Below are 24,122 nucleotides of genomic sequence, written 5' to 3'. Positions count from 1 at the left end.
TTACCTTTTGTTTTGTAGTAATGGGGTGTCGCGGGGCGGAAGGGCGGGCACGCGGACGGAAAGTACGCGTAGGATACAACAAGGCGGAAAAGCGCGCTGTGGACGGGCACGCAAAAAACGGGCCGTAGCCCGTTGTTTTGCTGCGTCGGTGGTGCGCGCGAGGCTTACTTGCGGCCGCTGCCTTTAGCGCCGCCCAGCATGTCGAGCTGTTTCGATGGCGTGCCTTTGGGCGCGGCCTTGGCTGCCGGCTTGGCGGCTGGGGCAGGCGCGTGCTTGACGGCGGCCTTGGCCACGGTCTTGCCGGCGGCGCTGGCCGGTTTGCTCGAAGGAAATGGTTTTGCGGCAGGCTTGGCCGGTGCTGGTGCGGCGGCTTTCGCCGGTGCTGCGGCGGTGTGCGCCTGTGCGGGCTTGGCCGCTTCCGGCTTGGCTGCCGGTTTGGCCGCCGGCTTGGCTTCCACCGCTTTCACGGCTGGCTTGTCGGCGGCTTTCTCGGCAGCCTTGGCAGGCGCTGCTTCTGGTTTGGCCGCCGGCGCGGCGGCAGGCTTGGCTACTTCGGCAGGCTTGGCGGCAACGGGCGCTGGTGCCGCTGCTGGCGCTGGCGATGGTGCAGGCACAGCGGCAGGCGCAGGTACAGCTGCCAGCGCAGGCTTGGCTGCGGCAGGAGCGGGTGCGGCGACAGGCGCGGCTTCGTCGAGGCGGGCCTTGGCCGAAGCCAGCAATTCCGCCTGGGTGCTCGAGGCGATGCCGAACAGCTGGCGGCTGTAGGCCAGCACGCTTTCGATGTTCGGTTGCGCCTGGCTGGTGCTGTAGCTGAAGAAGTCGCGCGGGTCCTGCGTTACCAGTAGCTGCTGCGCCGTTTCCGCCGTCTGCGAGATGGCGGCCTTGCCGGCGTTCAGGTTCAGCGCGATGATTTTCTCGGCGCTTTCAAAGACTTTGCTGGTGAGGGTGCTGAAGATTTGCAGCTGGCTTTCCAGTTGCGACTTGGCGGCGCTGGAAAATTGTTCAGGAAGCGGAAACATATTTACTCCTTTGTACGGATTAAAATGCTGGCAAAACGCTCTGCAAAATCCCGAAAACCAGAGTTGGCCGCGTTTTGTAAAGTAGGTAGCGTGCTAAACAGCTGATCATAGACTTTTTATGATGCAACGCAATATGAATATTCTAGCGGTGATTCGAGTTAGTTGAAAGCTATTTTCTCAAGGGCGTGTACCGCGTGCCGGCTCCATTCATGCGCCTGGCAGCATTTGCGGTAAGTTTGCGCGTGCGCAAAGCGTTGTCAGGGAATCTATGGCTACGCTTTTGCCAGTGACTTTATTCTTGCACTGCAACATGCTTGAAAAGATACGATGGCAATGCACTCGAAACACCAGGTACCGTAGTCAACCGAAGGAGTGTCCGCATGGACCTTGTCATCCGCAATGCCAGCCTGCCCGACGGGCGCCGCGCCATCGATATCGCCATCGAGGGCGGCCGCATCGCCGCCGTCGGCACCGCCTTGCCCGTGACGGGCGCGCAAGAGATCGACGCCGAGGGCGACCTCGTCACGCCGCCGTTCGTCGACGCCCACTTCCACATGGACGCCACGCTCAGCTATGGCTTGCCGCGCGTGAACGCGTCCGGCACCCTGCTCGAAGGCATCGCCCTGTGGGGCGAGCTGAAGCCGCAATTGACGCAGCAGGCGCTGGTGGACCGCGCCCTGCAGTATTGCGACTGGGCCGTGGCGCGCGGCTTGCTGGCCATCCGTTCGCATGTCGATATCTGCGACCCGCGCCTGCTGGCCGTCGAAGCGCTGCTCGACGTCAAGCGGCAGGTGGCGCCGTATCTCGATTTGCAGCTGGTGGCGTTCCCGCAGGACGGCATCTTGCGCAGTCCTGGCGCCTTCGACAATCTGAGGCGGGCCATCGCCATGGGCGTCGACGTGGTGGGCGGCATCCCGCATTTCGAGCGCACCATGGCGGACGGCGCGGAATCCGTGCGCCTGCTGTGCGAATTCGCCTGCGAACGTGGCCTGATGGTCGACATGCATTGCGACGAGTCGGACGACCCGCTGTCGCGCCACATCGAAACCCTGGCCTTCCACAGCCAGCGCCTTGGCATGCAGGGCAGGGTGACGGGATCGCACCTGACGTCCATGCATTCGATGGACAATTATTATGTGAGCAAACTGCTGCCGCTGATCCGCGAGGCGGGCGTGGCGGCCATCGCCAATCCCCTCATCAACATCACCTTGCAGGCGCGCCACGATACGTATCCGAAGCGGCGCGGCATGACGCGCGTGCCCGAGATGCTGGCCGCCGGCATCCCCGTCGCCTTTGGCCACGACTGCGTGATGGACCCGTGGTACAGCCTCGGTTCGGGCGACATGCTGGAAGTGGCGCACATGGGTTTGCACGTGGCGCAGATGACGGGCCAGCAAGCGATGCACGACTGCTTCCTGGCCGTGACGGAAACGCCGGCGCGCATCCTGGGCCTCGATGGCTACGGCATTGCGCCCGGCTGCCATGCGGATTTGCTGATCCTCGATTGCGGCAGTACCGTGGAAGCGCTGCGCCTGCGCGCGGCGCGGCGCCTGGTGCTGCGGCGCGGGAAAATCGTCAGCGAAGCGCCGCGCGCGCAATCGCGCCTGCACCTGCCGGGGCGTCCGGACAGCGTGAACTTCCGCCTGGGCCGCTGATACAATCAGCCATCACTTGTTATCGGGAGCACCGACTTGAAAGAAATTGATATCCGCCCGGCCAGCGAAGCCGATTTCGACGCCATGTGGCCGATCTTCCAGACCTTGGTGGCCGGCGGCGACACGTATTCCTTCCCCGCCGATACCACGCGCGAAGCATGCCACGCCTACTGGTTCGGCCCCGGCGTACAAAGCTTTGTCGCCACCATGGGCACGGAGCGCCTGCTGGGCATGTACAAGTTGGTGGCGAACCAGCCTGGCCATGGATCGCACGTGGCCAATGCCTCGTTCATGGTCGACCCGGCCGCGCAGGGCGTGGGCGTGGGCCGCCTGCTGGGCGTGCACTGCATGGAAGAAGCGCGCCGCGCGGGCTACCTGGCGATGCAGTTCAACTTCGTCGTTAGCACCAATCTGGCCGCCGTCACCTTGTGGAAAAAACTGGGCTTCACGGTGGTCGCCACCTTGCCGCTGGCCTACCGCCACGCGCAGCTCGGCTATGTCGACGCCTACGTGATGTACCAGCTGCTGACCGACCCGATGCAGTGGCCGGCATGAGCGGCGCCGTCACCGTGATCGAGACGCCCCGCCTGCGCCTGCGTACCGCCAGCGTCGATGATGGGGCGTTTTTCCTCGGGCTGGTGAACGAGCCGACCTGGCTGGCGACCATCGGCGACCGTCAGATCCATACCGTGGACGCGGCGCGCGCGGCGCTGGAAACGGGCCCGATCGCGCAGCAGCAGGAACTCGGCTACTCTTTCTATATCGTCGAGCACCGCGCTGACAACGTGGCGATCGGCATGTGCGGCCTGATCAAGCGCGCCACCATGCCGGGTCCCGACATCGGCTACGCGCTGCTGCCCGCGTATTGCGGCCAGGGCCTGGCCTGGGAGGCTGCAGCTAGCGTGCTGCGCCATGCGCGCGACGTGCTGTGCCTGCCGGCCGTGTATGGCCTCGTGTCGCCGCAGAACCAGCCTTCGATCAACTTGATCAACAAGCTCGGTTTGCGCTTCGAACGCTTTTCGCGCCAGCCCATCGTCGGCAAGGACATCAATATCTATCGCAAGAGTTTTTCTTAGTCAATTCTCAGGCATCGCGTCCAAGTCGAACCATCGAACTGCATGACATCCTTGGCTCCGATGGACCACATGATGCCGTCGGCCGCGCTCAGGTGATAACAGGTCAGCGGCACGTCGTCGCCGAAGTCGACGGGCTTGAGCTTGCCGTCCTCGAGCCGGTAGACGCAATGGGTGGAAGACACATAAAGCTGTCCATTGAACACCTCCATGCCCCAGAGGTCTTCCTGCGTGCTTTCATGTTCGATCATTTCCCATTGGTCATGGCGTCCGCGTAGCAAGGTGCCCAGCTGTCCGCAGGCGTAGACAAAGCCATCGGGTGCGCAGCGAACCTTGTGGAGAGCGAGCTGGGTCGGGCTGTTCTGCCGGGTGAAGAGGGCGCCGTCGTATTGCCAGATTTCGCCTTCCCAGCCGACGGTGTAGATTTCCTGTTCGCTGTAGCCATCGATGGATTCGAAGCTGGTGTCGGTGATCGGGGTGTCGCCGACCTGGGCGCTCTGGTCGATGCATTTCCACTGGTCTTCGCCTTCGCGCACATAGGCCTGCCGGCAGGTGCCCACGGCATAGGCCCGACCGTTGGCGATGCCGCGGATTTCACGCAGCGGGCCGCGTTTTTTGGGGTCTGCGCCGCAGCTGGCAATGGATTCTTCCAGTACAGTGCCGCCACCACTGGCTTCTACTGACCCATCGGTCCCCAGCGCCAGGTAACGTTCGGCCGGCACATGGCAGACTGTTCCGGAACAGGCGAGCCATGGCACTGTGCCGGCGCCCCAGGTTCCACAATCCAGAGAAATCAGTAACGAACCAGTGTAACCCTCGCTGATAGAGAGGTCGTCCGTGGTAATCAAATAGCCGAGGTCTGAGTAGCGAACGACTCCGGTACCAATGCTGAGTCCGCTGAATCGCGGGTCTCGAGAGTTCATGTTGGTCTCCTGATATGAGTAATTAAGTTCTTGCTTTCACGAAACCTTGACGGACTCGGTGGCGTGACAGCACCGCGTCCGTCTTGATCGGTACAAACCGCATGCCGGGCCGGGTCACCGCTTCGCAGATCGCTTGCGCATCGGCAGCATTGTTCGTCTTGACGTGCGGCTTGACGAATTGCGGCGCCATCAGCTTCCATCTTCATGGTAGCCGCTTCTTTCGTTTGGAGCCGGATACGCCCCCTGTTTGGGCACCTCAATACCGTTTGAAGGAGGGCGTCCGGTCCATTAGAACATTTACTTGAGAAACAGGTCGCGGTCCGGCGCGAAATGCGCGTACAGCGGCAGGAAGGCGCCGCCAACGGCGCGCGCGTCGGAGCCGACGGTGCCGCCGAGCACCTGCGGCCGGGCGATGCCCTCCCAGCTATAGCATTCCAGCGCGCGCTCGACCTGGGCCAGCAATTGTTCGAGCAGGCCGCGGTCGAAGGAGCCGTCGATAATCACCCCCTCCAGGTCGAGCAGGCAGGTGGCGCTGGTGATGCTCAGCGCGATGGCCCGCGCCGCGTCGTCGAGCCAGGCCGCGGTGTGCGTGACGAACGGTTCCTGCAGCGCGCGCCCGTCGTGGGCGGCGGCCGGGTCCAGCCCGGCCAGGGTGTACAACTGCTCGAGGTTGAACAGGGAAGCGTCGCCCAGCAACTGGCCCGGCGGGTTCCTGGCGCCGGCCGTGGCCATGCCGAGCGGCAAGGAGCCGACCGCGCCGGCGTTGCCGTGCAGGCCGCTGTGCAAATGGCTGTTGATGACCAGGCCGCCACCGATGAAGATGTCGACGAAGATGTACAGGAAGTTCTTGATGCTGCGCCCGCGCCCCAGCACCAGCTCGGCGACGCAGGCGGCGGCCGTATCCTTGGCGAACTCGACCGGCAACGCCGTCATCGCCTGCACGCGCTGGCCGATGTCGATGCTGTCCCACGCGTTGGCCTGCTCCGGCGCCATCTCGAGCAGATTCTGCCAGCCGCCCAAGCCCAGCGGCGCGGCGATGCCGACGCCGCACAGGCGCGGCAGCAACTTCGGTCCCAGCAGCACGGCCATGCTTTTCAGCGCCGACTCGATCTGGCCGAACACGGTGTCGGGGACGGGAAAGGAGTAGGGGAACGACAGGCGCTCGCGCGTCTTGCCGACGAAATCGACCAGCAACACGTCGAGGCTGCGCCGGCCGATCTTGATGCCGATCGAGAAGGCGCCGTCCGGATTGAGCATGATGGGCACCGACGGCTGGCCGACCTTGCCGCGCACGGGCGCGCGCTTGCTGACCAGGCCGTCGTCCAGCAGGCGGTTGATGATCAGGGAAACCGTTTGCGTGCTCAGATTGGTCAGCCGGGCCAGGTCGGCCTTCGGCATGCTGCCGTGCAAGCGTACGGCCTGCAGCACCACCCGCTCGTTGAACTGGCTCATGCCCATCTGGTTCGAGCCGCGCGGCTGCAGCCATGGAACATCGTCGATGGCTGCTTGCGGCGCGCACGCCTCTTCGGTAAAGCTGTCTGACATGGCGGGGCGGGTCCGGTTTCTACAGGCGTAAAAGAAGGACATTTTATTACATATCCACCGCCCCGCCAGTGAAGCTCCAGATGGCTGGAGCTTCCGTGCAGCTTTAGCGCTTGGCCCAGATCGACTTCAAAGGCCAGATGGTCAGCTCTTTCAGTGTTGCCGCGCCGCCCACGGCGAACAGCGCGACACCGTTGCTGGACGGTTGCGGAAAGATCTGGTCGGTCAACACCACCTCGTTGCCCGCAAATACCATTACCGACGAGGTATCGACCACGATGCGCAGGTCCACCGTGCCGGTGCGCAGCGGCAGCGGGGCGGTATGGCGGGCGGCAAAGCTGGCGTTGAAGTTGGCGTCGCCCGATTTGCTGCGGTCGATGTAGACCTCGCCCGCTACCGCGTCATAGCCGATGACGGTTTCTTCGCCATTCGTGCCGGTGCGCACCTTCAGGCCAAAACCGGTGGCACTGCCCGGCTGGAATTTGGCCACGATGTCCAGGGCCTGACCCGGGACGGGGGCGATATCGAGTGCTTGCACGCCGGCGGCCACGGAACGGTCCTGGGCGCTGTACAGCGCTTTGCTGCGCAGTGTGCTGAAGTTGTCCACCGGCTGCTGCACCAGCCGCACCTGGCCGGCTATGGTGCGCAGCGTGAATTCCCGGGCGAAGGTCTGCGCGCTGCGCCATGGGGTGGTGGGCGTGTTGCCGGCGTAGTCCCAGTTGCTCATCCAGCCCAGGCCGATGCGCTTGCCATCGAGTATGCCGTTCCAGGTCACGGCGGCATAGAAGTCGGCGCCGTAGTCGAGCCAGTTGGCCTCTTCCTTGGCGCTGTCTGAAAAGACGATATGGTCGACCAGGATATGGCCCCAGCCGCCCGTGTTGTTGTCCACCACCTGGATCTGTGCGCTCTTGCCCCGGTAGGCGTCCACGTTCCAGCTGCGCCAGTTCAGGGTTTCGGCATTGGCGCCGGTTGCGCTCTTTACCACCTGGCCGTTCACCAGCAGGTTCACCGTCGTTTCATCGCTGACGGGCTTGGCCGGCTGGTCCGATGCCTCGAACACGTCGGCAAGGATGTGTCCCCAGGCGCCGTCGTTGTCGTCGATGATGACGATCTGGGCCTGCTGTCCGGCGAACTCGCGCACGTCCCAGTTTGTCCAGTTCAGTTCGGAGTCCGCCCCGGTGGCGCTGCGCACGACCTTGCCGTTGACCTTGAGCACTACCGCCACAGGATTCGGGCTGTCATAGGGATGGTTGCCGCCCCCGACGAGGAAGTTGATATAGGCCCTGGAAATGGTGAAGGTGGGCGATGTCAGGCTGCCCTTGGGCGTGTCGCCGGCACCGAAGAAGGAATTGAACACACCCGCGCCCAGCTTGCCGGCTGCCGCTTGCCGGTCGGCGTCGCTTCCGGTGGCAACCTTTTGCCCCACGAGGTCGCCGGCGGGCGTCCAGCCCAGGTCGGCGTAGGTGGCATTGGCCGGGCCTTCAAAACCGGCGCCCGGGAACAGCAAGGTTCCCGCAGGGACCGTGCCGTCGCCCGCACCGGCCAGGCGCGGATGGCGCCCGCCGCCGACCATCAGATTGATGTACTTGCTGGACACGGTAAAGGCGGGCGAGGTGAGCGTGCCCGTGGCGCCGTCATCCTTGCCCAGCCGGTAGGTGTCGAGCAGCTGGCTGCCCTGGTTGTCGGCCACGCCATGCGAGGGGGCCACGGGCGTCTTGCCGGCAAAGTCGCCTGTGGAGGTCCAGCCGGTGGCATCGAAGCTGGCCGCTTCAAAGTCCTGGTAGACGGTGCCCGTGGGCGGCTTCTTGTCGATCACGCTGTTGGCGTCGGCCACAAAGCGCGTGCCGTCGAATTTCCCCACAAAATAATGTGCCCCGGAACCACCGGCCACCGAGCCGGGGTTGATGTTGATGTTCATCACCCATTTGCGTTTGCTGGCGTCGCCATCGACGGGCAGTTCGAACAGGTCGGGACATTCCCAGATGCCACCGACCGCGTTGGCCGGGCCAAAGGCGCTCATGTAGGTCCAGTCGCGCAGGTTTTTGGACGAGAACAGCAGCGCCTGGTGCTTCTCCGAGGCCACGGCAACCATGACCCATTTTTGCTCCGGTGCATACCAGAAGACTTTTGGATCGCGGAAATTTTGCCCTTCGGTTTCAAACGGCGCCGGTGGCGCGGCAATCACCGGGTTGGCGGCGTACTGCGTCCACGTGCGTCCCCGGTCCAGGCTGTAGGCGATGGACTGGGACTGGGTGTTGGGGGCGAGCACCTGTCCGTTGGCCAGCGTTTTTCCTTGCGGGTACACACTGGTATAGATGGCCACCATGGCAGGCTTGCCGGTGCTGCCAAGGCCGCTGGTATTGTTGGTGTCGACCACCACGCTGCCGGAGAAGAACATTTGCGTGAGCTTGCCGCCAGCGTCTTTTTCCGCCGTCAGGGCGACGGGCAGCTCGTTCCAGTGCAGCAGGTCGGTGCTGACGGCGTGGCCCCAGGACATGTCGCCCCAGGTATTGCCGTTCGGGTTGTACTGGTAGAACAGGTGGTATTCGCCGTCGTGGTAGACCAGTCCGTTGGGATCGTTCAGCCAGTTTTTTGCGGCGGTGTACGAGAGCTGGGGGCGGTAGGTTTCCAGGTGGCTGGACTGGGGCGGCCCGCTGGTGCTGTCGCTATCGCTGCCGCAGCCCACCAGCAGGGTGGCAAGGCAAGAGGCGAGAACAGGGAAGTGCTTTGACATGGTTATCTCCTTATATTGTATGTTTTATGCCAGCTGCACGCTCCTCAGCCCGCCAGCGGATCGCTGATCACACCTTTCTTGAACAGGAAATTGGCGTACGGCTGCATTTCGCCGGTCTGCACGATGGCGTAGGCGCCCTTGACGCGTTCGTAGAAGGCGAAGCGCTCGACCGCCTCGCATTGCTCGGGCGTGGCGGCGCCGGTGGCGGTGATCTGCTCGAGCATGGCGCGCTGCAGCGCCGACAGGTAGCCGTCGGCGGTGTTGCATACCTTCATGAAGGCGACCGGCTGTTCCACCATGGCGTCGAGCGGAAACACCGACAGCAGCGCCGCGCTGGCGCGCTGCAGGTCGATGCCGGGCAGGCGCACCAGCGGCTTGCCCTGGCCCAAAGTCTGGCTGGTGAAGTTGGCGTCGACCAGCACGACTTCCTCGCCATGGCCCATTTCGCACAGGATCTTCAGCAATTCCGGGCTGAGCAGCGGATCGATTCCCTTAAGCATGGGCTTCCTCCGGAAATTCTTCGGCGCTCTTCGCGCCCGTCATGACCGCCACGGTGTCGGACATGCTGATGTGCTTGGGGTTCAGGACGGCGACGCGCTTGCCCAGGCGTTGCACGTGGATGCGGTCGGCGATCTCGAACACGTGCGGCATGTTGTGGCTGATCAAAATCACCGGCAGGCCGCGCTCGCGCACATTGCGTATCAGTTCCAGTACCATATTGCCCTCCTTTACGCCGAGTGCGGCGGTTGGTTCATCGAGAATCACGACATGCCTGGCAAACGCCGTGCTGCGCGCCACGGCCACGCCCTGGCGCTGGCCGCCAGACAGGGTGCCGACGGCTTGCTTCATCGAACGGATGCCGATTTTCAGGTCGCGCATATGGGCTTCCGCCTCGGCCAGCATCTGCTTCTTGTCGATGCAGCGCAGGAAGCGCGACAACATGCCCTTGCGCAGCAGTTCACGGCCGAGGAACAGGTTCTCGGCGATTGTCATGGCCGGCGCCACGGCCAGGTCCTGGTACACCGTCTCGATACCGTAGCGGCGGGCGTCGATTGGTGACTTCAGATGGATCGGCTTGCCATCGAGCAGCATCTCGCCTTCGTCCGGGACGAGGGCGCCCGACAGGGCCTTGATCAGCGAGGACTTGCCGGCGCCGTTGTCGCCGATCACGGCGAGTATTTCTCCCGGTAACAAGTCAAAATCGGTGCCGTCGAGGGCGGTCACGCTGCCGTAGCGCTTGACCAGGCCGCGGGCCTGGAATACCGGTTGCACATGCGTCGTCATGCTCATCAACCTTTCTTGTGTGTCAGTTGATCGGTGGCCACGGCCAGGATGACCAGGATGCCCGTCACCAGGATCTGGTACACCGAGGACACGCCCATCAGGGTCAGGCCGTTGCGGAACACGCCGACGATCAGCACGCCGACGAGCGTGCCCATGATCGAGCCGCGCCCGCCGAACAGGCTGGTGCCGCCGAGCACGACGGCGGTGATGCTGTCGAGGTTGTCGGTCTGGCCGCCCTGCGGGTCGCCCACGCCCATGCGCGCCACCGACATCAGCGCGGCGATGCCGTAGCACATCCCGGCGATCATGTAGACGCCCAACAAGACTTTATTCGTGGCGATGCCGGTCAGGCGGGCCGCTTCCGGATTGTTGCCGACCGCGTAGAGATGGCGGCCGGGCGCGGTCTCGCGCAAGTACAGCCAGGTCAGCACGTACATGCCCAGCATCAGCACGGTGCCGTAGGTGAAGGTGGCCTGGCCGAGCTGGAAGGTGTTGCCGAAATATCCCATTGCTTCCGGCAGGCCGGTGACCGTCTGGGCCTGCGAGTACAGCTGCGTGACGGCGAAGGCAATGTTCATCGTGCCCAGCGTGACGATAAACGCCGGCAGCTTGATCGAGGTCACCAGCGCGCCGTTGATAAAGCCGATCAGCACGGTGACGGCAATGCCGCACCCGATCGCGAGATAGGGGTTCATGCCGAGGTCGACGGCGAATTTGGTCATGATGACCGAGCCCAGGGCCATGGCCATGCCGCAGGACAGGTCGATGCCGGCGGTCAGGATGATCAGGGTCTGGCCGATGGCGATGATGCCGACGACCATGACTTGCTGCAAGATCAGGGAAAAATTCTGGCTGCTGAGGAAGCGGTCGCTTTGCGACGCAAAGAAGACGCAGGCGGCGAGCAGGGCAATGACCGGGCCCAGTTTAGAGAGCGGCGGCATAAATGTCGGAACGGTGGAACGCATCTGTTATCCATATTCAAGAGGGGAAAAAGGAGGCGCGCAGGCGGCCGCGCGCCGGCAAGGCAGATCGCCTTGCCGAACGTGGCCGCCTGCGTGGATTTATTTACCCCAGCAGGAGTTCAGGCCGAACGCCGTGTCGCGGCTCTCGACGCCCGCTTGCTGCTTGTCGCTGATCAGGGTGACGCCGGTATCGACGTAGCCGCTGGCCTTCTTCCCGTTCTTGGCGTACTCGACGCCCGCTTCGACGCCCAGGCCTGCCATGTTCAGCGGATACTGCTGCGAGGTCGCCGCGATGACGCCGGCCTTGACGTCGCGCACGCCGGCGCAGCCGCCGTCGACCGAAACGATCATCACGTTCTTTTCCTTGCCCAGGGCCTTGAGTGCCTTGTAGGCGCCGGCGGCGGCCGGCTCGTTGATGGTGTACACCAGATTGATGTCGGGATTTTTCTGCAGGCAGTTTTCCATCGCCGTCTGGCCCTTGCCCTGGTCGCCGAAACTGTCGGCCATGCACACCACGTCGGCGGTTTTCGCCGGCCCGACCGTCTTGGCGCTGATGCCCGGCGCTCCAAAGCCAGCCAGGAAACCGTTGTGGCGGGCTATGCCCACCGGATGGCCGGGGAACAAGTCCAGCATGGCGATCTTGACGGGCTTGCCGGCGAAGGCGGCTTTCGCATATTGGCCGATCAGCAAGCCAGCCTTGTAGTTGTCGGTGGCGAACAGCGCATCGGTGGCGTCCTGCGGCTCGGTCGGGCTGTCGAGGGCGATCACCAGCACGCCGGCCGCGCGCGCCTTCTTGATGGCGGGCACGATGGCTTTCGAATCGCTCGGGGTGATCATGATCGCCTTGGCACCGGCGGCCACCATGTTCTCGATCGCCGTCACCTGGCCGGCGTTGTCGCCGTCGGCGCGCCCGGCCGCCGTCAACAGCTTAGCGCCCTTCAGTTTCGCGCGTTGCTGCGCGCCTTCTTTCATCTTCACGAAGAAGGGGTTGGTATCGGTCTTGGTGATCAGGCCGACGATTGCTTCCTCGGCCATGGCGGCGCCGCCGGCTGCCGTCAGGACAGCCAGTGCGATGCATTGTTTGACGTTCATTGTGTTGTCTCCAGAATCTATTTATTTTTTACCGGGAGGCGATTGCCTCGGCCTGGGGGCGGCCGTCAATGCGGTGCCCGAGCCAAATATACGCTCGGCTAATTAATAAATCAAGCGGCTTTATATATTGTGTGTGGTAAAAAAGACCAGCCCATCGCGGCCGGCATGGAGGCCGTTTTGCTGAAAAATAGTATTTGAAAACTCGCCGCTTTTGCAGTGGTGGCAGATGGACTTTGTTTTTATAGTTGGCATACCGGTGGAAAACCGCCGGACTATAAAAATGGAGACGTGTTATGAAAATCATGACTGCTGTTGCATGGGGCACCCTCATGTCCGCCGGGTTTGCAGACGCCTCGGCGCAAAGCTGCTCGGTGCCCGTGATCAAGGTGCTGGCGCAAAAAAGCCTGGGCCTGACGGTGATGGAAAAGACCCTCGCCGAGTATGAAAAGAAAAGCGGCACCAAGGTACAAATCAGCTATTTCGGCGAAAACGACCGCCGCTCGAAAGCCCGCCTCGATGCTTCCACCAAGGCCGGCTCCTACCAGATCTATTACATCGACGAAGCCAACGTGGCCGAATTCGCCACGGCCGGCTGGGTCGTCCCGCTGCTCAAATACCTGCCCAAGGACGCCGACTACGACGACTTTCTGCCGGGCCGCCGCGCCGTCGCCTCGTACAAGGGCGTGGCGTATTTCGCGCCCCTGATCGGCGGCAGCGATTTCCTGTTCTACCGCCGCGACCTGCTGGAAAAAGCCGGCATCGCCGTGCCGAAGACGCTCGATGAACTGGTCGCCGCCGTCAAGAAAATGAATAATCCGCCGAATGTGTATGGCTGGGCCGCGCGGGGCCAGCGCGGCTCGGGCATGAATGTGTGGCGCTGGGCGCCGTTCATGCTGGCCGCCGGCGGCAAGTGGGAAAACAACGGCGTGCCCGCCTTCAATTCGCCGCAGGCCGTCAAGGCCACCACCCTGTACCGCGAGCTGTTCAAGTATTCGCCGCCGGGCGGCGCCACCTACGACTGGAGCAACGCGCTCGAAGCGTTCAGGTCGGGCAAGGTGGCCTTCATGATCGAGTCGACGCCGTTTGCCGACTGGATGGAAGACCCGAAAAAATCCTCGGTGGTCGACAAGGTCGGCTATGTGCGCCCGCCAGCGCCGCTGCCATCGGCCGCATATGGCCACGGCCTGGCCATCTCCGCCACGGGCGCGAAAGATGAATGCACGCGCCAGGCGGCCGGCAAGTTCATCGCCTTCGCCACGGGCAAGGAGCAGGAGCAGGCGCGCCTGAAGGACAACGTCTTCAGCGACTATAACCGCACCAGCACCATCAACAGCGACTACTTCCGCAAGCACGTCAAGCCGCAGATCCAGGCGGGCCTGACGGACACCACGCCCGTCTCGCGCGTCACCATCTGGCCTAGCCCCGAGTGGCCGGACATTGGCGACAACCTGGGTGTAGTTTTGGAGGAAGTGTTTACGGGCACGCGCGGCGACGTGCAAAGCGCGTTGGATGAGGCGAATGAGTATGCGACGGAAGTGATGCAACGGGCTAAGAAACGTCAGTAAGCCCGTATCGCCGACGACTCCGCTAGCTTAAATCTGGGGTCAGACCCGGCGGGTCCGACCCCAGTTCTTGCTTTTGGGGTAAAGCCAGCGCTTGCATCTTCACGTCTGAAAGCCATCCTATGCCACACTCCATCCATAAAAAACGCCACACCTGGCTGCCGGCCGTCTTCCTGACTTTGCCGCTGCTGGTCCTGCTGGTACTGGGCCTGGTGCCCAGCATCGCCGCCATCAACCTGGCCCTGCAAAACCGCGTGCTGCGCTACAGCGACAGCGATTACGTCGGCTTTGCCAATTTTCTCCGCCTGTTCGGCGACCGCCGCTTCCTCAATGCCGTGCAGGTGTCGGCCATCTGGGAAGTGGTGACCGTGGCCGGTTCGCTGATCGTCGGCGTGCTGCTGGCCGTGTTCCTGTTCGAGAAAGTCAAGGGACGCACGCGTGACATCATCGCGCTGCTCCTGATCGTGCCCGTGCTGCTGCCGCGCGTGTCGGCCGCCTTCATCTGGAAGTTCATGTATTCGCCGTTGATGGGCATCCTCAACTGGATGCTCGAATGCGTGGGCCTGGGCGGCACGGCCTTGCTGTCCGACCCCGCCACGGCCCTGTACGCGGTGGCGCTGGTCGACATCTGGCAGTGGGGCCTGTTCTTCGGCGCCGTCATCCTGAAGCTGCTGGAAACCCTGCCCGCCGAACCGCTGGAAGCGGCGCGCCTCGACTATGCCAGCACGCTCCAGGTGTATGCCTACATCGCGCTGCCCATGCTGAAGGTACCCATCATGAGCCTCGTGTTCATCAAGATGGTCGAGTCGCTGCGTTCGTTCGACCTGATCTACGTGATGACCAAGGGCGGCCCCGGCATCTCCACCGAAACCCTGGACATGTATGCGTATGCGCAAGGCATCGGCCTGATGGGCAAGGTGTCGTACGCATCGAGCATGGCCGTGCTGATGATGCTGGCCACGACTGTCATCTTCACCTTACTCTGGAAGCGGGTCGCCAAATGGGAAAACTGACTAAGAACACCCTAACCAAACCTACTGCGCAGCGCGATTTGCGGCCTCCGATGCTCACTGTGCATGCGCACAGCTCCGCTTCTCAGCCACAACTCACATCTGCTCGCAACGGTTTTGTCAGGTGTCTTAGGGTGCTGCGCACCCCGGGCGGCATTGGCGCCATCACCACCACCGCCATTACCACCGTGATTATCCTGGTGGCGCTGTTCCCCATCCTGTGGGCCGTGCTCAATTCCTTCAAGGAGCTGATGGACATCGTCACGCCCGTGCCGCGCTTTTTCTTCAGCCCGACCCTGGCCAATTACAAGCAGGTGCTGGCCAGCCCCGAAGTGCTGACGGGACTGGGCAACAGCGTGGCCATCGTCGGCGTCGCCGTGCTGCTGGGGGCTGTGTTGGGCGTGCCGGCCGCGTATGCGATCGCCCGCTATCCGATCCCGGCCAAGAAGGATATCCAGTTCTTCCTGCTGTCGCTGCGCTTTTTGCCACCTGTCGCCGTCGCCATTCCCTTGATCTCGATCTGGATCGACCTGGGCCTGTACGACTCGCGCCTGTCGATGGTGGTGACCTATCTGCTGGTGACCTTGTCGACCATCATCTGGCTGTCGATTCCCGCGTTTGCCCGCATCCCGAAAGAGATCGAGGAAGCGGCCGCGCTCGATGGCTACGGCCCTTACCAGGTGTTCTGGTACGTGGCCCTGCCGGTGGCGTCGAAAACCCTGATGGGCGGCATCGTCTTCAGCTTCGTGCTGGTCTGGAATGAACTGATGATCGCGCTGGCGCTCACCTCGTCGAAAAGCATGACCCTGCCCGTGGTGGCGTCGGCCTTTACCTCGATGGGCCAGGAAGTGCCGTGGGGCGTGGTGAACGCTTCCACCGTACTGCTGGCGCTGCCGCCGCTGCTGTTCGTCGGCATCCTGGGACGGCTGCTCAACTCCATGCTCAAACATAAATAAGGAAATCCATCATGCAAGCACTCGTACTGGAACAAGCGCATTCCATCACCCTGCGCGATATCGATTTGCCGCTGGCCGTCGGCCCGCGCGACGTGAAAATCAAGATTCACACCGTGGGCATCTGCGGCAGCGACGTGCACTACTTCAAACATGGCAAGATCGGCCCCTTCGCCGTTGAAGCGCCGATGGTGCTCGGCCACGAGGCGTCCGGCGTGGTGGCGGAAGTGGGCGATGAGGTGACGCACCTGAAGGTGGGCGACAGGGTCTGCATGGAGCCGGGCGTGCCGCAGTTCGATTCGCCAGCCACCATGCGCGGCCTGTACAACCTGGACCCCGCCGTACGCTTTTGGGCCACGCCGCCGATCCACGGCTGCCTCACGCCGTATGTCGTGCATCCGGCCGCCTTTACCTTCAAGCTGCCCGACAACGTCAGCTTCGGCGAAGGCGCCATCGTTGAACCGCTGGCCATCGGCCTGCAGGCGGCCAAGAAGGCGGCCATCAAGCCGGGCGACGTGGCCGTGGTAATCGGCGCCGGCACCATCGGTGCCATGAATGCGCTGGCCGCGCTGGCGGGCGGCTGCTCGCGCGTGATCCTGGCCGACCTGGTGCCGGAAAAGCTGGCCCTGTTCGCCGGCAATCCCGCCGTGACCACGGTCGACGTGCGCCACGCCAGCCTGGCCGATACGGTGCGCGAACTGACGGATGGCTGGGGCGCCGACATCGTTTTCGAGGCCAGCGGCAGTATGCGCGCCTACGACAACATCGTCGACCTGCTGTGCCCGAACGGCTGCCTGGTACTGGTCGGTATGCCGCCCGAGAACGTCCCTTTCGATATTGTCGCCATCCAGGCCAAGGAAGTGCGCATCGAGTCGGTCTTCCGCTACGCGAACATCTTCCCGCGCGCCATCGCCTTGCTGGCTTCGGGCAAGATCGACGTCAAACCCTTCATTTCGCGCACCTTCGGTTTTGCCGACGGTGTGCAGGCGTTCGAGGAAGCGGCCAAGGGCCATCCGCGCGACGTCAAGATCCAGATTGAACTGGCAGGAGATTAATCATGGCAAACATCGCCTGCAGGCAGCTGCACAAGACTTATGACGAGAAGACGGCCGTGCTGCAGCCGTTCGACCTGGAGATAGCCGACGGCGAATTCATCGTCCTGCTGGGGCCATCGGGCTGCGGCAAATCGACCTTGCTGCGCATGATCGCGGGCCTGGAAGACATCAGCGGCGGCGAGCTGCACATCGGCGGCGCCATCGTCAACGATTTGCCGCCCCGCGCGCGCAACGTGGCGATGGTGTTCCAGAACTACGCGCTGTATCCGCACATGACGGTGTACGACAACATCGCCTTCGGCCTGCGCCGCCTGAAGGTGCCGAACGACGAGATCGAGCGCCGTGTGCGCGAAGTGGCGGCCATTCTCAGCCTGGACAGCCTGCTGGAACGCAAGCCGCGTGCCATGTCGGGCGGCCAGCAGCAGCGCACGGCCATTGCGCGCGCCATGATCAAGACGCCGCAAGTGTTCCTGTTCGACGAACCGCTGTCGAACCTGGACGCCAAGCTGCGCGCGCAGCTGCGCGCCGACATCAAGCGCCTGCACCGCCGCCTGCGCACCACCACCCTGTACGTCACGCACGACCAGCTCGAAGCCATGACCCTGGCCGACAGGGTGGTGCTGATGAAGGGCGGGCATATCGAGCAGATCGGCACGCCGGCGGAACTGTACAACCATCCGCGCACCCTGTTCGCGGCAGGGTTCATTGGCACCCCTGCCATGAACTTCATCGATGGCGTCGTCGAGAAGGATGGCTGGCAAACGGTGCTCGTGTGCGCCGGCTACCGCTGGCCATTGATATCGCCCCGCTTCACCGCGCTGGCCGAGGGCACGCGCGTGGTGTTCGGCTTGCGGCCGAATCACTTGCGCGCGGCGCTGCCGCAGGAGCAGGCAGGCACGCATGGCCTGGCGTGCGTGATCGACCTGGTCGAGCTGCTGGGTGCCGAAGCGCTGATCAGTTTCCAGTGCGGCGCCCTGAGCCTGTCGGCGCTGCTGCCGGCGAACGCGGCCAACAGCGCGGCGCAGGTGGGCCAGACCCTGGCGCTGGCCTTCGATGAAGAGCACATGCACCTGTTTGACGCCGACAGCGGTCTGGCTTTGGCGCTCAATGCCCAGGTAAGTGGTTAGAATAGCTGGCAACGAGACCGCGCAAGGGAACTGCCGTGACGCCTGACCTGGAACTGATCCACAAACCGATCCATGAATCGTTTCGCGCGTGGGCGCACGGCTTTCCGCATACGGTGGCGAAATGGCATTTTCATCCCGAGTACGAACTGCACTTCATCATCACGTCAAACGGCAAATTTTTCATTGGCGACCATATCGGCAGCTACGGGGCGGGCAATCTGATCCTGACGGGGCCGAACCTTCCGCATAACTGGGTCAGCGAATTGCCGGAAGGCGTGGTGCTGCCCGAGCGCGACCTGGTGCTGCAGTTTTCCAGCGATTTCATCGAACGCTGTGCGCTGCTGTTCCCTGAAATGGCGCCCCTGAAAGCCCTGCTGGGCGAGGCTGGCAGGGGCTTGCAATTTCCCGATGCGCTGGGCCTGCGCCTGGTGCCGCTGATGAAGGAATTGACGACGGCGCAGGGCTTGCGCCGGGTCGAACTGTTTACGCGCCTGTTCGGCGAGCTGTGCGAGTGCCGCGAGCGGCGACCCCTGGCCAGCGTCACCTATTTGGCGCAGGCGGGCCGCTACATGTCGTCGACCATCAACCTGGTGCTGGCGTATATCAAGCAGAACATCACGCTCGATTTTTGCGAGCAGGACGTGGCCGACGTGGCGGAAATGAATACCTTGAAATTCACGCGTTTCTTCCGCAAGCATACGGGCACCTCGTTCATCCAGTACGTGAACCAGGAGCGCATCGCGCTCGCTTGCGAGCTGCTGATGAACACGGACATGAAGGTCACCGATATCTGCTACCGCACGGGCTTCAACAACCTTTCCAATTTCAACCGCCAGTTTTTGGCTCACAAGCAGATGTCGCCGTCGAAGTTCCGTTCCTGCCTGCTGATGAACATGCCCGATCCGTCCGGCGACGGCCATTCTTAACTTTATTCTGGAATCAAATGACTTATCTCGGTATCGATATCGGCACTTCCGAAGTCAAGGCCATCCTCACCGATGACGCGCAAACCATCGTTGCCAGCGCCGGCGTGACCCTGCGCGTGTCCAGCCCCCATCCCGGCTGGTCGGAACAGAATCCCGAAGACTGGTGGCACGCCACCCTGGACGTCATCGCCGCCATCCGCGCCGCCCAGCCGGTGGCGTTTTCCGGCTTGCGCGGCATCGCCCTGTCGGGCCAGATGCATGGCGCCACCCTGCTCGACAAGCAGCAGCACGTGCTGCGCGCAGCCATCCTGTGGAACGACACGCGCGCCTTTGCCGAATGCGTGGAACTCGAGGCGCTGGTGCCCGAGTCGCGCGCCATCACGGGCAACCAGGCCATGCCCGGCTTCACGGCGCCCAAGCTGCTGTGGCTGCAAAAGTACGAGCCATCGCTGTTCCGCGCCACGGCCAAGGTCTTGCTGCCCAAGGATTACGTGGCCCTGCGCTTGACGGGCGAGTATGTGTCCGACATGTCCGACGCTTCCGGCACCCTGTGGCTGGACGTGGCCAAACGCGACTGGTCCGAGCGCATGCTGGCCGCCACCGGTTTGACGCGCGAGCACATGCCGCGCCTGGTCGAAGGCAGCGCCGCCGCCGCGCAGGTGCGGCCCTCGCTGTGCCAGGAATGGGGCATCGCGCACCCGGTGTTGCTGGCCGGTGGCGCGGGCGACAATGCGGCGGCGGCTGTCGGCCTGGGCGTGGTGGAGCCGGGCGCCGGCCTGCTGTCGCTGGGGACGTCCGGCGTGCTGTTTGCCGGCAGCGACGGTTTTGCACCGAATCCGGGCCAGGGCGTGCACGCGTTCTGCCATTGCCTGCCCGAGCGCTGGCACCAGATGAGCGTGATCCTCAGCGCCGCGTCCAGCCTCAGCTGGGTGGCGCGGCTGACGCAGTCGGGCGACATCGGCGAATTGGTCAACCTGGCGGAAAACGTCGAGGCGCGCACGGCGCCCGTCTTCCTGCCGTATTTGAGCGGCGAGCGCACGCCGCACAACGACGCTTCCGCGCGCGGCGTGTTTTTCGGCCTGTCGACGGAACACGGGCGCGCGGAGCTGGCGTACAGCGTGATGGAAGGCGTGGCCTTTGCCATGGCCGACGGCAATGCGGCCCTGCGCAGCGCCGGCACACAGCTGGAAGAAGCGTCGTTCGTGGGCGGCGGTTCGCGCAGCCGCTTCTGGGCGCAGCTGTGCGCGAATGCCTCGGGCTTGAACGTGCTGCGTCACGACCACGGCGCGGCTGGCGGCACCATGGGTGCTGCGCGCCTGGCGCAGATGGCCGTGACGGGCTTGCCGCCCGCGCAGGTGTGCACGCGGCCGGCCGCGCAGGAGACAATCGCGCCGCAAGCGTCGGCCATGCTGGACGAACGGCTGGCGCGCTACCGGCGTTTGTATCCGCTGCTGCGCGCGGAGTTTGCGGGAGCGGCCGCGGTGTAGCGCTGAAGCGACCGGCAAGATTGCCGGCCTGACCATGCTGCGAGCGCGTCACTATGGCCAGGCAGTCAACCTTTCCTTGTAATTTGTTGTTTCTATGTTGAAAGTGTTTCTCTAACGAAAGCGTTACTTGGTTTTTCACGGGGCGCACCGCATGATTTCCCCATTGGTGAGAATTGGATAGTTTTGGCGGCGCCTTTGTTGCCATCCTGTTCTTGCCGCCGGGAGAAACCCATGCAACTCGCGAATCTGAAAATCTCCATCCGCCTCGGTCTGTTGGGCGCCTTCTTCTTTCTTGCGCTGGTGTTCGTCGGTGCGCGTGGCTGGAGCGCGCTCGACGCGGCCAGTGCGCGCAGCGCGGACGCCATGCAGCACTCCGTGGCCCTGACGGAAGCGGTCGATGCGGCGCGCAGCGCGCAGGTGGAATTCAAGATCCAGGTGCAGGAGTGGAAAAACATTTTGCTGCGCGGCGGCGATGCGGCCGCCTTCCAGCGTTACCGTGAAGCGTTTGTCGCCAGCGGCGCGCAGACGCGCAAGGAATTGAAAAGCCTGCAATCGATGATGGCGGCGCTGGGGCTCGACACGGCGCCCGTGGTGCAGGCGCTGCAGGCGCACGATGCGCTGGGCGTGAGCTACCTGGCGGCCCTACAAAAATTCGATGGCGCGCGCGCCGACAGCGCCCACGTGGTCGATGCGCTGGTCAAGGGCATGGACCGCGAACCGACGCGCCAGATCGACGCCATCGTGACGACCATCGGCAAACAGTCGCACAGCCTGATGGCGCAGATGAAGGAGCAGGACGCGGCCGCGCACCGCAGCGCCAGCATCGCCATGCTGGCCACCGTGCTGGTGACCCTGGTCGTCGGCAGCGTCACCGTGTGGTGGCTGATCCGCAGCATCACGGTGCCGCTGGGTGCGGCTGTCGGCATCGCCCAGCAAGTGGCGGCCGGCGACCTGCGCGCCGTGGTGGCCGATGGCAGCCGCGATGAAATCGGCGACCTGCTGCGGGCCCTGAAAGCGATGAGTGGCAACCTGGCCGCCATCGTGGGACGGGTGCGCACCGGCACGGACGCCATCGCCACGGCCTCGGCGGAAATCGCCAGCGGCAATATGGACCTGTCCTCGCGCACGGAAGAACAAGCCAGTTCGCTGGAAGAAACGGCCGCCTCGATGATCGAGCTGACGTCCACCGTGCGGCAGAATAACGACAACGCCGACCAGGCGCGCCAGCTGGCCGGCGGCGCGTCCGACGTGGCGCAGCGCGGCGGCGCAGCCGTGGCGCAGGTGGTGCAGACCATGAGCCATATCAATGCTTCGTCCAAGCGTATCGTCGACATCATCGCCGTCATCGACGGCATCGCTTTCCAGACGAATATCCTGGCCCTGAATGCGGCTGTGGAAGCGGCGCGCGCGGGCGAGCAGGGGCGCGGCTTTGCCGTAGTGGCGACGGAAGTGCGCAGCCTGGCGCACCGCTCGGCCGCGGCGGCCATGGAAATCAAGCAGCTGATCGGCGAATCCGTGCGCACGGTGGAAGAGGGCAGCGTGCTGGCCGGCCAGGCGGGGCGCACGATGGATGACGTGGTGAGCAGCGTGCAGCGCGTAAACGCCATCATCGGCGAGATCGCCGTGGCCAGCGTGGAGCAGCGCGACGGCATCGAGCAGATCAGCATCGCCATCAGCCAGATGGATGGCGTGACGCAGCAGAACGCGGCCCTGGTGGAGCAGGCCGCCGCCGCCGCGGACGCGCTGCAGCAGCAGGCGGCCAGCCTGGCCGACGCCGTCAGCATCTTCAAGCTGCACGGCACGACCGGCGTGGCCGCAGCGGCGGGCGCCGCCCCGGCCCGGACGCTGTCGCTGGCCTGAAGCGGGCGTGCCACGCGCCGCTTGATGCCAGTCAAGCGGCGCCCGATCAGGCAAATATCGCGCCAAAATTCTTATATTATTTCCTTTCAGCATGTATCTGCGCCCGGCCGCATGGCGCACGTTGCAAAGGAAAACCATGTTCCGTACTTTCCGCCTGCCGGGTGACGCATGACGGCGCTGCTGCTGGCGCTGTGCCTGGCCATGGTGCTCGCCGTGCTGCTGGCCTGCCAGTGGCGGGCGGCGCGCATGTGGCGCATGCGCCATGCGACGGGCGTGGTGCTGCAGGCGGCGCAGGCGCAACGCATGGCAGATGCGCTGGCGCTGCTGCATGCGCTGCCGGCGGCCGTCATCGGCACCGACCACGATGGCGTGGTGCGGTACCTGAATCCCCGCGCCAGCGCCATGGGCGGCTTGCAGAGCGACGATGGCCCGGGCCAGGCCGTGACGCAGCTGCTGCCGCTTTTTCATGATGGCACGCCCATCGATGCGGCGCGCCAGGTGCGCGACTGCGTGGCGCGGCAGGAAGTGCTGGAAGTGGCGCGCGGCGCCGTGCTGCTGCGCCATCTCGACGGCAAGCGCATCGACGTGCAGTACAGCTGCGCGCCGCTGGCGCAGGGCGGCGCGGTGCTGCTGCTGCACGATGTGTCGGCCCGCCGGCGCGCCGAGCAGCAGCTGGAATTCATCGCCCACCACGACGGCTTGACGGGTTTGCCGAACCGTTTGCATTTCCAGATCCGCTTCGAGCACGGCATCGCCTACGCGCGCCGCCACCAGGGGCTGCTGGCCGTGCTGTTCGTCGACATCGACCGCTTCAAATCCATCAACGACAGCCTGGGGCACGACGTGGGCGACCAGGTGCTGACGGAGTTCGCGCGACGGGTGCAGCAGTGCGTACGCAAGGTCGATACGGTGGCGCGCCAGGGCGGCGACGAATTCATCATCCTGCTGACGGAATTGCGCACGGCGCACGATGCCGAGCGGGTAGCCGAGAAAATCGTCCGCGCCATCGCCGCCCCCTTCGTCATCGGCGAATACAGCCTGTCGGTGGCGGCCAGCGTGGGCGTGGCCCTGTACCCGGACGACGATGACGACGTCAATGCGCTGATTGAAAAGGCCGACCTGGCCATGTATGCGGCCAAGCGCCACGCGCCCGGTACCTGCCAGCGCTATGCGCCGCGCATGCAGACGCAGTCGTATTCGCGCACCATCCTCGAGACGGCCCTGCGCCACGCGCTCGAACGCAATGAATTCGTGCTGTACTACCAGCCGCGCATGGACTTGAAGACGCGCAGGATCACGGGCGTGAAGGCGCTGCTGCGCTGGAAGCATCCGGAACTGGGCCTGATGATGCCGCTCGACTTTTTGCCGGTGCTCGAGGAAAGCGCCTTGATTCTGCCGGTCGGTGCCTGGGTGCTGGCCACGGCCGTGGAGCAGGCGCGCAGCTGGATCGCGCAGGGGCAGATGCTGACGGTGTCCGTCAGCCTGTCGGCGCGCCAGTTCTACCAGCGCGATATCGCGCGCAATTTCGCCGCCGCGCTCGAGGCGGCCGGCGTGCCGGGCCATTGCATCGAACTGGAAATCGCCGCCGGCATCCTGATCGACAGCAACCAGAACTGCGAACTGATACTGCGCCAGTTCCGCCAGTTGGGCATGGCGATCGCCATCAGCGATTTCGGCACGGGCGACGCTTCGCTCACTTACCTGAAACGCTTTCCCACGGATGCTGTGAAGATCGAAAAGTGCTTCGTCGACGACCTGGGCAAGCCGGGCGGCGATAGCGCCGTGGTGCGCGCCATCGTGGGGCTGGGGGGCCCCCGGGGCCTCGGCCCCAAACCCGCCGGGGTGGCAACGCGCGCGC

General features: G+C 64.1%; 20 protein-coding genes and 1 pseudogene. 12 read left to right on the top strand and 9 right to left on the bottom strand.

Annotation, left to right across the window (positions count from 1 at the left end):
• Positions 1 to 164 precede the first annotated feature (164 nt).
• The gene (gene phaP / locus KO538_RS06110) at positions 165 to 1,019 is read right to left on the bottom strand and encodes a phasin family protein (protein WP_219327765.1); all 855 of its coding nucleotides are present in this window, start codon (positions 1,017 to 1,019) and stop codon (positions 165 to 167) included.
• Positions 1,020 to 1,399: 380 nt separating this feature from the next.
• On the opposite strand from phaP, the gene KO538_RS06105 reads away from it, so the two are divergent.
• Genes KO538_RS06105 through KO538_RS06095 form a run of 3 tightly spaced genes read left to right on the top strand, consistent with a single transcriptional unit; the run spans position 1,400 to position 3,750 of the window.
• Complete coding sequence (locus KO538_RS06105) at positions 1,400 to 2,674, top strand: amidohydrolase family protein (protein ID WP_219327764.1); 1,275 nt, start codon at positions 1,400 to 1,402, stop codon at positions 2,672 to 2,674.
• A gap of 36 nt (positions 2,675 to 2,710) precedes the next feature.
• Positions 2,711 to 3,229, top strand: coding sequence for a GNAT family N-acetyltransferase (locus KO538_RS06100; protein WP_034747283.1), 519 nt, complete (start codon positions 2,711 to 2,713; stop codon positions 3,227 to 3,229).
• Complete coding sequence (locus KO538_RS06095) at positions 3,226 to 3,750, top strand: GNAT family N-acetyltransferase (RefSeq protein ID WP_219327763.1); 525 nt, start codon at positions 3,226 to 3,228, stop codon at positions 3,748 to 3,750. The genes KO538_RS06100 and KO538_RS06095 overlap by 4 nt, the downstream gene beginning before the upstream one ends.
• Here KO538_RS06095 and KO538_RS06090 read toward each other — a convergent pair.
• The 8 genes and pseudogenes from KO538_RS06090 to KO538_RS06055 form a co-directional block, all read right to left on the bottom strand.
• Positions 3,747 to 4,670: a hypothetical protein gene (locus KO538_RS06090; RefSeq protein ID WP_219327762.1), complete on the bottom strand. Its 924-nt coding sequence runs from the start codon at positions 4,668 to 4,670 to the stop codon at positions 3,747 to 3,749. The genes KO538_RS06095 and KO538_RS06090 overlap by 4 nt on opposite strands.
• Before the next feature lie 25 nt (positions 4,671 to 4,695).
• Positions 4,696 to 4,866: pseudogene (locus KO538_RS06085) on the bottom strand (IS110 family transposase); the annotation flags it as partial.
• Between the two features lie 101 nt (positions 4,867 to 4,967).
• Positions 4,968 to 6,215, bottom strand: a complete 1,248-nt coding sequence (locus tag KO538_RS06080) for an ROK family transcriptional regulator (RefSeq protein ID WP_219327761.1) — start codon at positions 6,213 to 6,215, stop codon at positions 4,968 to 4,970.
• Between the two features lie 103 nt (positions 6,216 to 6,318).
• Positions 6,319 to 8,946, bottom strand: coding sequence for a glycoside hydrolase family 32 protein (locus tag KO538_RS06075; RefSeq protein ID WP_219327760.1), 2,628 nt, complete (start codon positions 8,944 to 8,946; stop codon positions 6,319 to 6,321).
• A 44-nt stretch (positions 8,947 to 8,990) separates the two neighbouring features.
• Positions 8,991 to 9,446, bottom strand: coding sequence for an RbsD/FucU family protein (locus KO538_RS06070; protein ID WP_219327759.1), 456 nt, complete (start codon positions 9,444 to 9,446; stop codon positions 8,991 to 8,993).
• Positions 9,439 to 10,236, bottom strand: coding sequence for an ATP-binding cassette domain-containing protein (locus KO538_RS06065; protein WP_219327758.1), 798 nt, complete (start codon positions 10,234 to 10,236; stop codon positions 9,439 to 9,441). The genes KO538_RS06070 and KO538_RS06065 overlap by 8 nt, the downstream gene beginning before the upstream one ends.
• On the bottom strand, positions 10,236 to 11,195 hold the full coding sequence (locus tag KO538_RS06060) for an ABC transporter permease (protein ID WP_257620198.1): 960 nt from the start codon (positions 11,193 to 11,195) through the stop codon (positions 10,236 to 10,238). Before KO538_RS06060 ends, KO538_RS06065 begins: the two co-directional genes overlap by 1 nt.
• Before the next feature lie 96 nt (positions 11,196 to 11,291).
• Positions 11,292 to 12,284: a sugar ABC transporter substrate-binding protein gene (locus KO538_RS06055; RefSeq protein WP_219327757.1), complete on the bottom strand. Its 993-nt coding sequence runs from the start codon at positions 12,282 to 12,284 to the stop codon at positions 11,292 to 11,294.
• Between the two features lie 293 nt (positions 12,285 to 12,577).
• On the opposite strand from KO538_RS06055, the gene KO538_RS06050 reads away from it, so the two are divergent.
• The 9 genes from KO538_RS06050 to KO538_RS06010 all read left to right on the top strand — a co-directional run.
• A complete protein-coding gene (locus KO538_RS06050) occupies positions 12,578 to 13,849 on the top strand; it encodes a sugar ABC transporter substrate-binding protein (RefSeq protein WP_070301390.1) in 1,272 nt (423 codons plus the stop codon).
• Positions 13,850 to 13,968: 119 nt separating this feature from the next.
• Complete coding sequence (locus tag KO538_RS06045) at positions 13,969 to 14,859, top strand: carbohydrate ABC transporter permease (RefSeq protein WP_219327756.1); 891 nt, start codon at positions 13,969 to 13,971, stop codon at positions 14,857 to 14,859.
• 134 nt (positions 14,860 to 14,993) lie between these two features.
• Positions 14,994 to 15,812, top strand: a complete 819-nt coding sequence (locus tag KO538_RS06040; RefSeq protein ID WP_034747914.1) for a carbohydrate ABC transporter permease — start codon at positions 14,994 to 14,996, stop codon at positions 15,810 to 15,812.
• Positions 15,813 to 15,823: 11 nt separating this feature from the next.
• Positions 15,824 to 16,864, top strand: a complete 1,041-nt coding sequence (locus KO538_RS06035) for an NAD(P)-dependent alcohol dehydrogenase (RefSeq protein ID WP_219327755.1) — start codon at positions 15,824 to 15,826, stop codon at positions 16,862 to 16,864.
• A 2-nt stretch (positions 16,865 to 16,866) separates the two neighbouring features.
• Positions 16,867 to 17,991, top strand: coding sequence for an ABC transporter ATP-binding protein (locus KO538_RS06030; protein WP_219327754.1), 1,125 nt, complete (start codon positions 16,867 to 16,869; stop codon positions 17,989 to 17,991).
• 35 nt (positions 17,992 to 18,026) lie between these two features.
• Positions 18,027 to 18,917, top strand: a complete 891-nt coding sequence (locus tag KO538_RS06025; protein ID WP_046686044.1) for an AraC family transcriptional regulator — start codon at positions 18,027 to 18,029, stop codon at positions 18,915 to 18,917.
• Positions 18,918 to 18,934: 17 nt separating this feature from the next.
• Complete coding sequence (gene xylB, locus KO538_RS06020) at positions 18,935 to 20,404, top strand: xylulokinase (RefSeq protein ID WP_219327753.1); 1,470 nt, start codon at positions 18,935 to 18,937, stop codon at positions 20,402 to 20,404.
• A 231-nt stretch (positions 20,405 to 20,635) separates the two neighbouring features.
• Entirely contained in the window at positions 20,636 to 22,264 is a 1,629-nt protein-coding gene (locus tag KO538_RS06015; protein ID WP_219327752.1) for a methyl-accepting chemotaxis protein, read from the top strand.
• A gap of 168 nt (positions 22,265 to 22,432) precedes the next feature.
• On the top strand, positions 22,433 to 24,122 hold a 1,690-nt coding region (locus KO538_RS06010), incomplete at its 3' end, for a bifunctional diguanylate cyclase/phosphodiesterase (protein ID WP_219327751.1).

Origin of the sequence: Janthinobacterium sp. NKUCC08_JDC (assembly GCF_019345575.1) — a bacterium.
Taxonomy (GTDB): domain Bacteria; phylum Pseudomonadota; class Gammaproteobacteria; order Burkholderiales; family Burkholderiaceae_D; genus Janthinobacterium; species Janthinobacterium aestuarii.
Note: the sequence above shows the minus strand (reverse complement) of the source record. Positions and strands in the feature narration are given on the sequence as shown.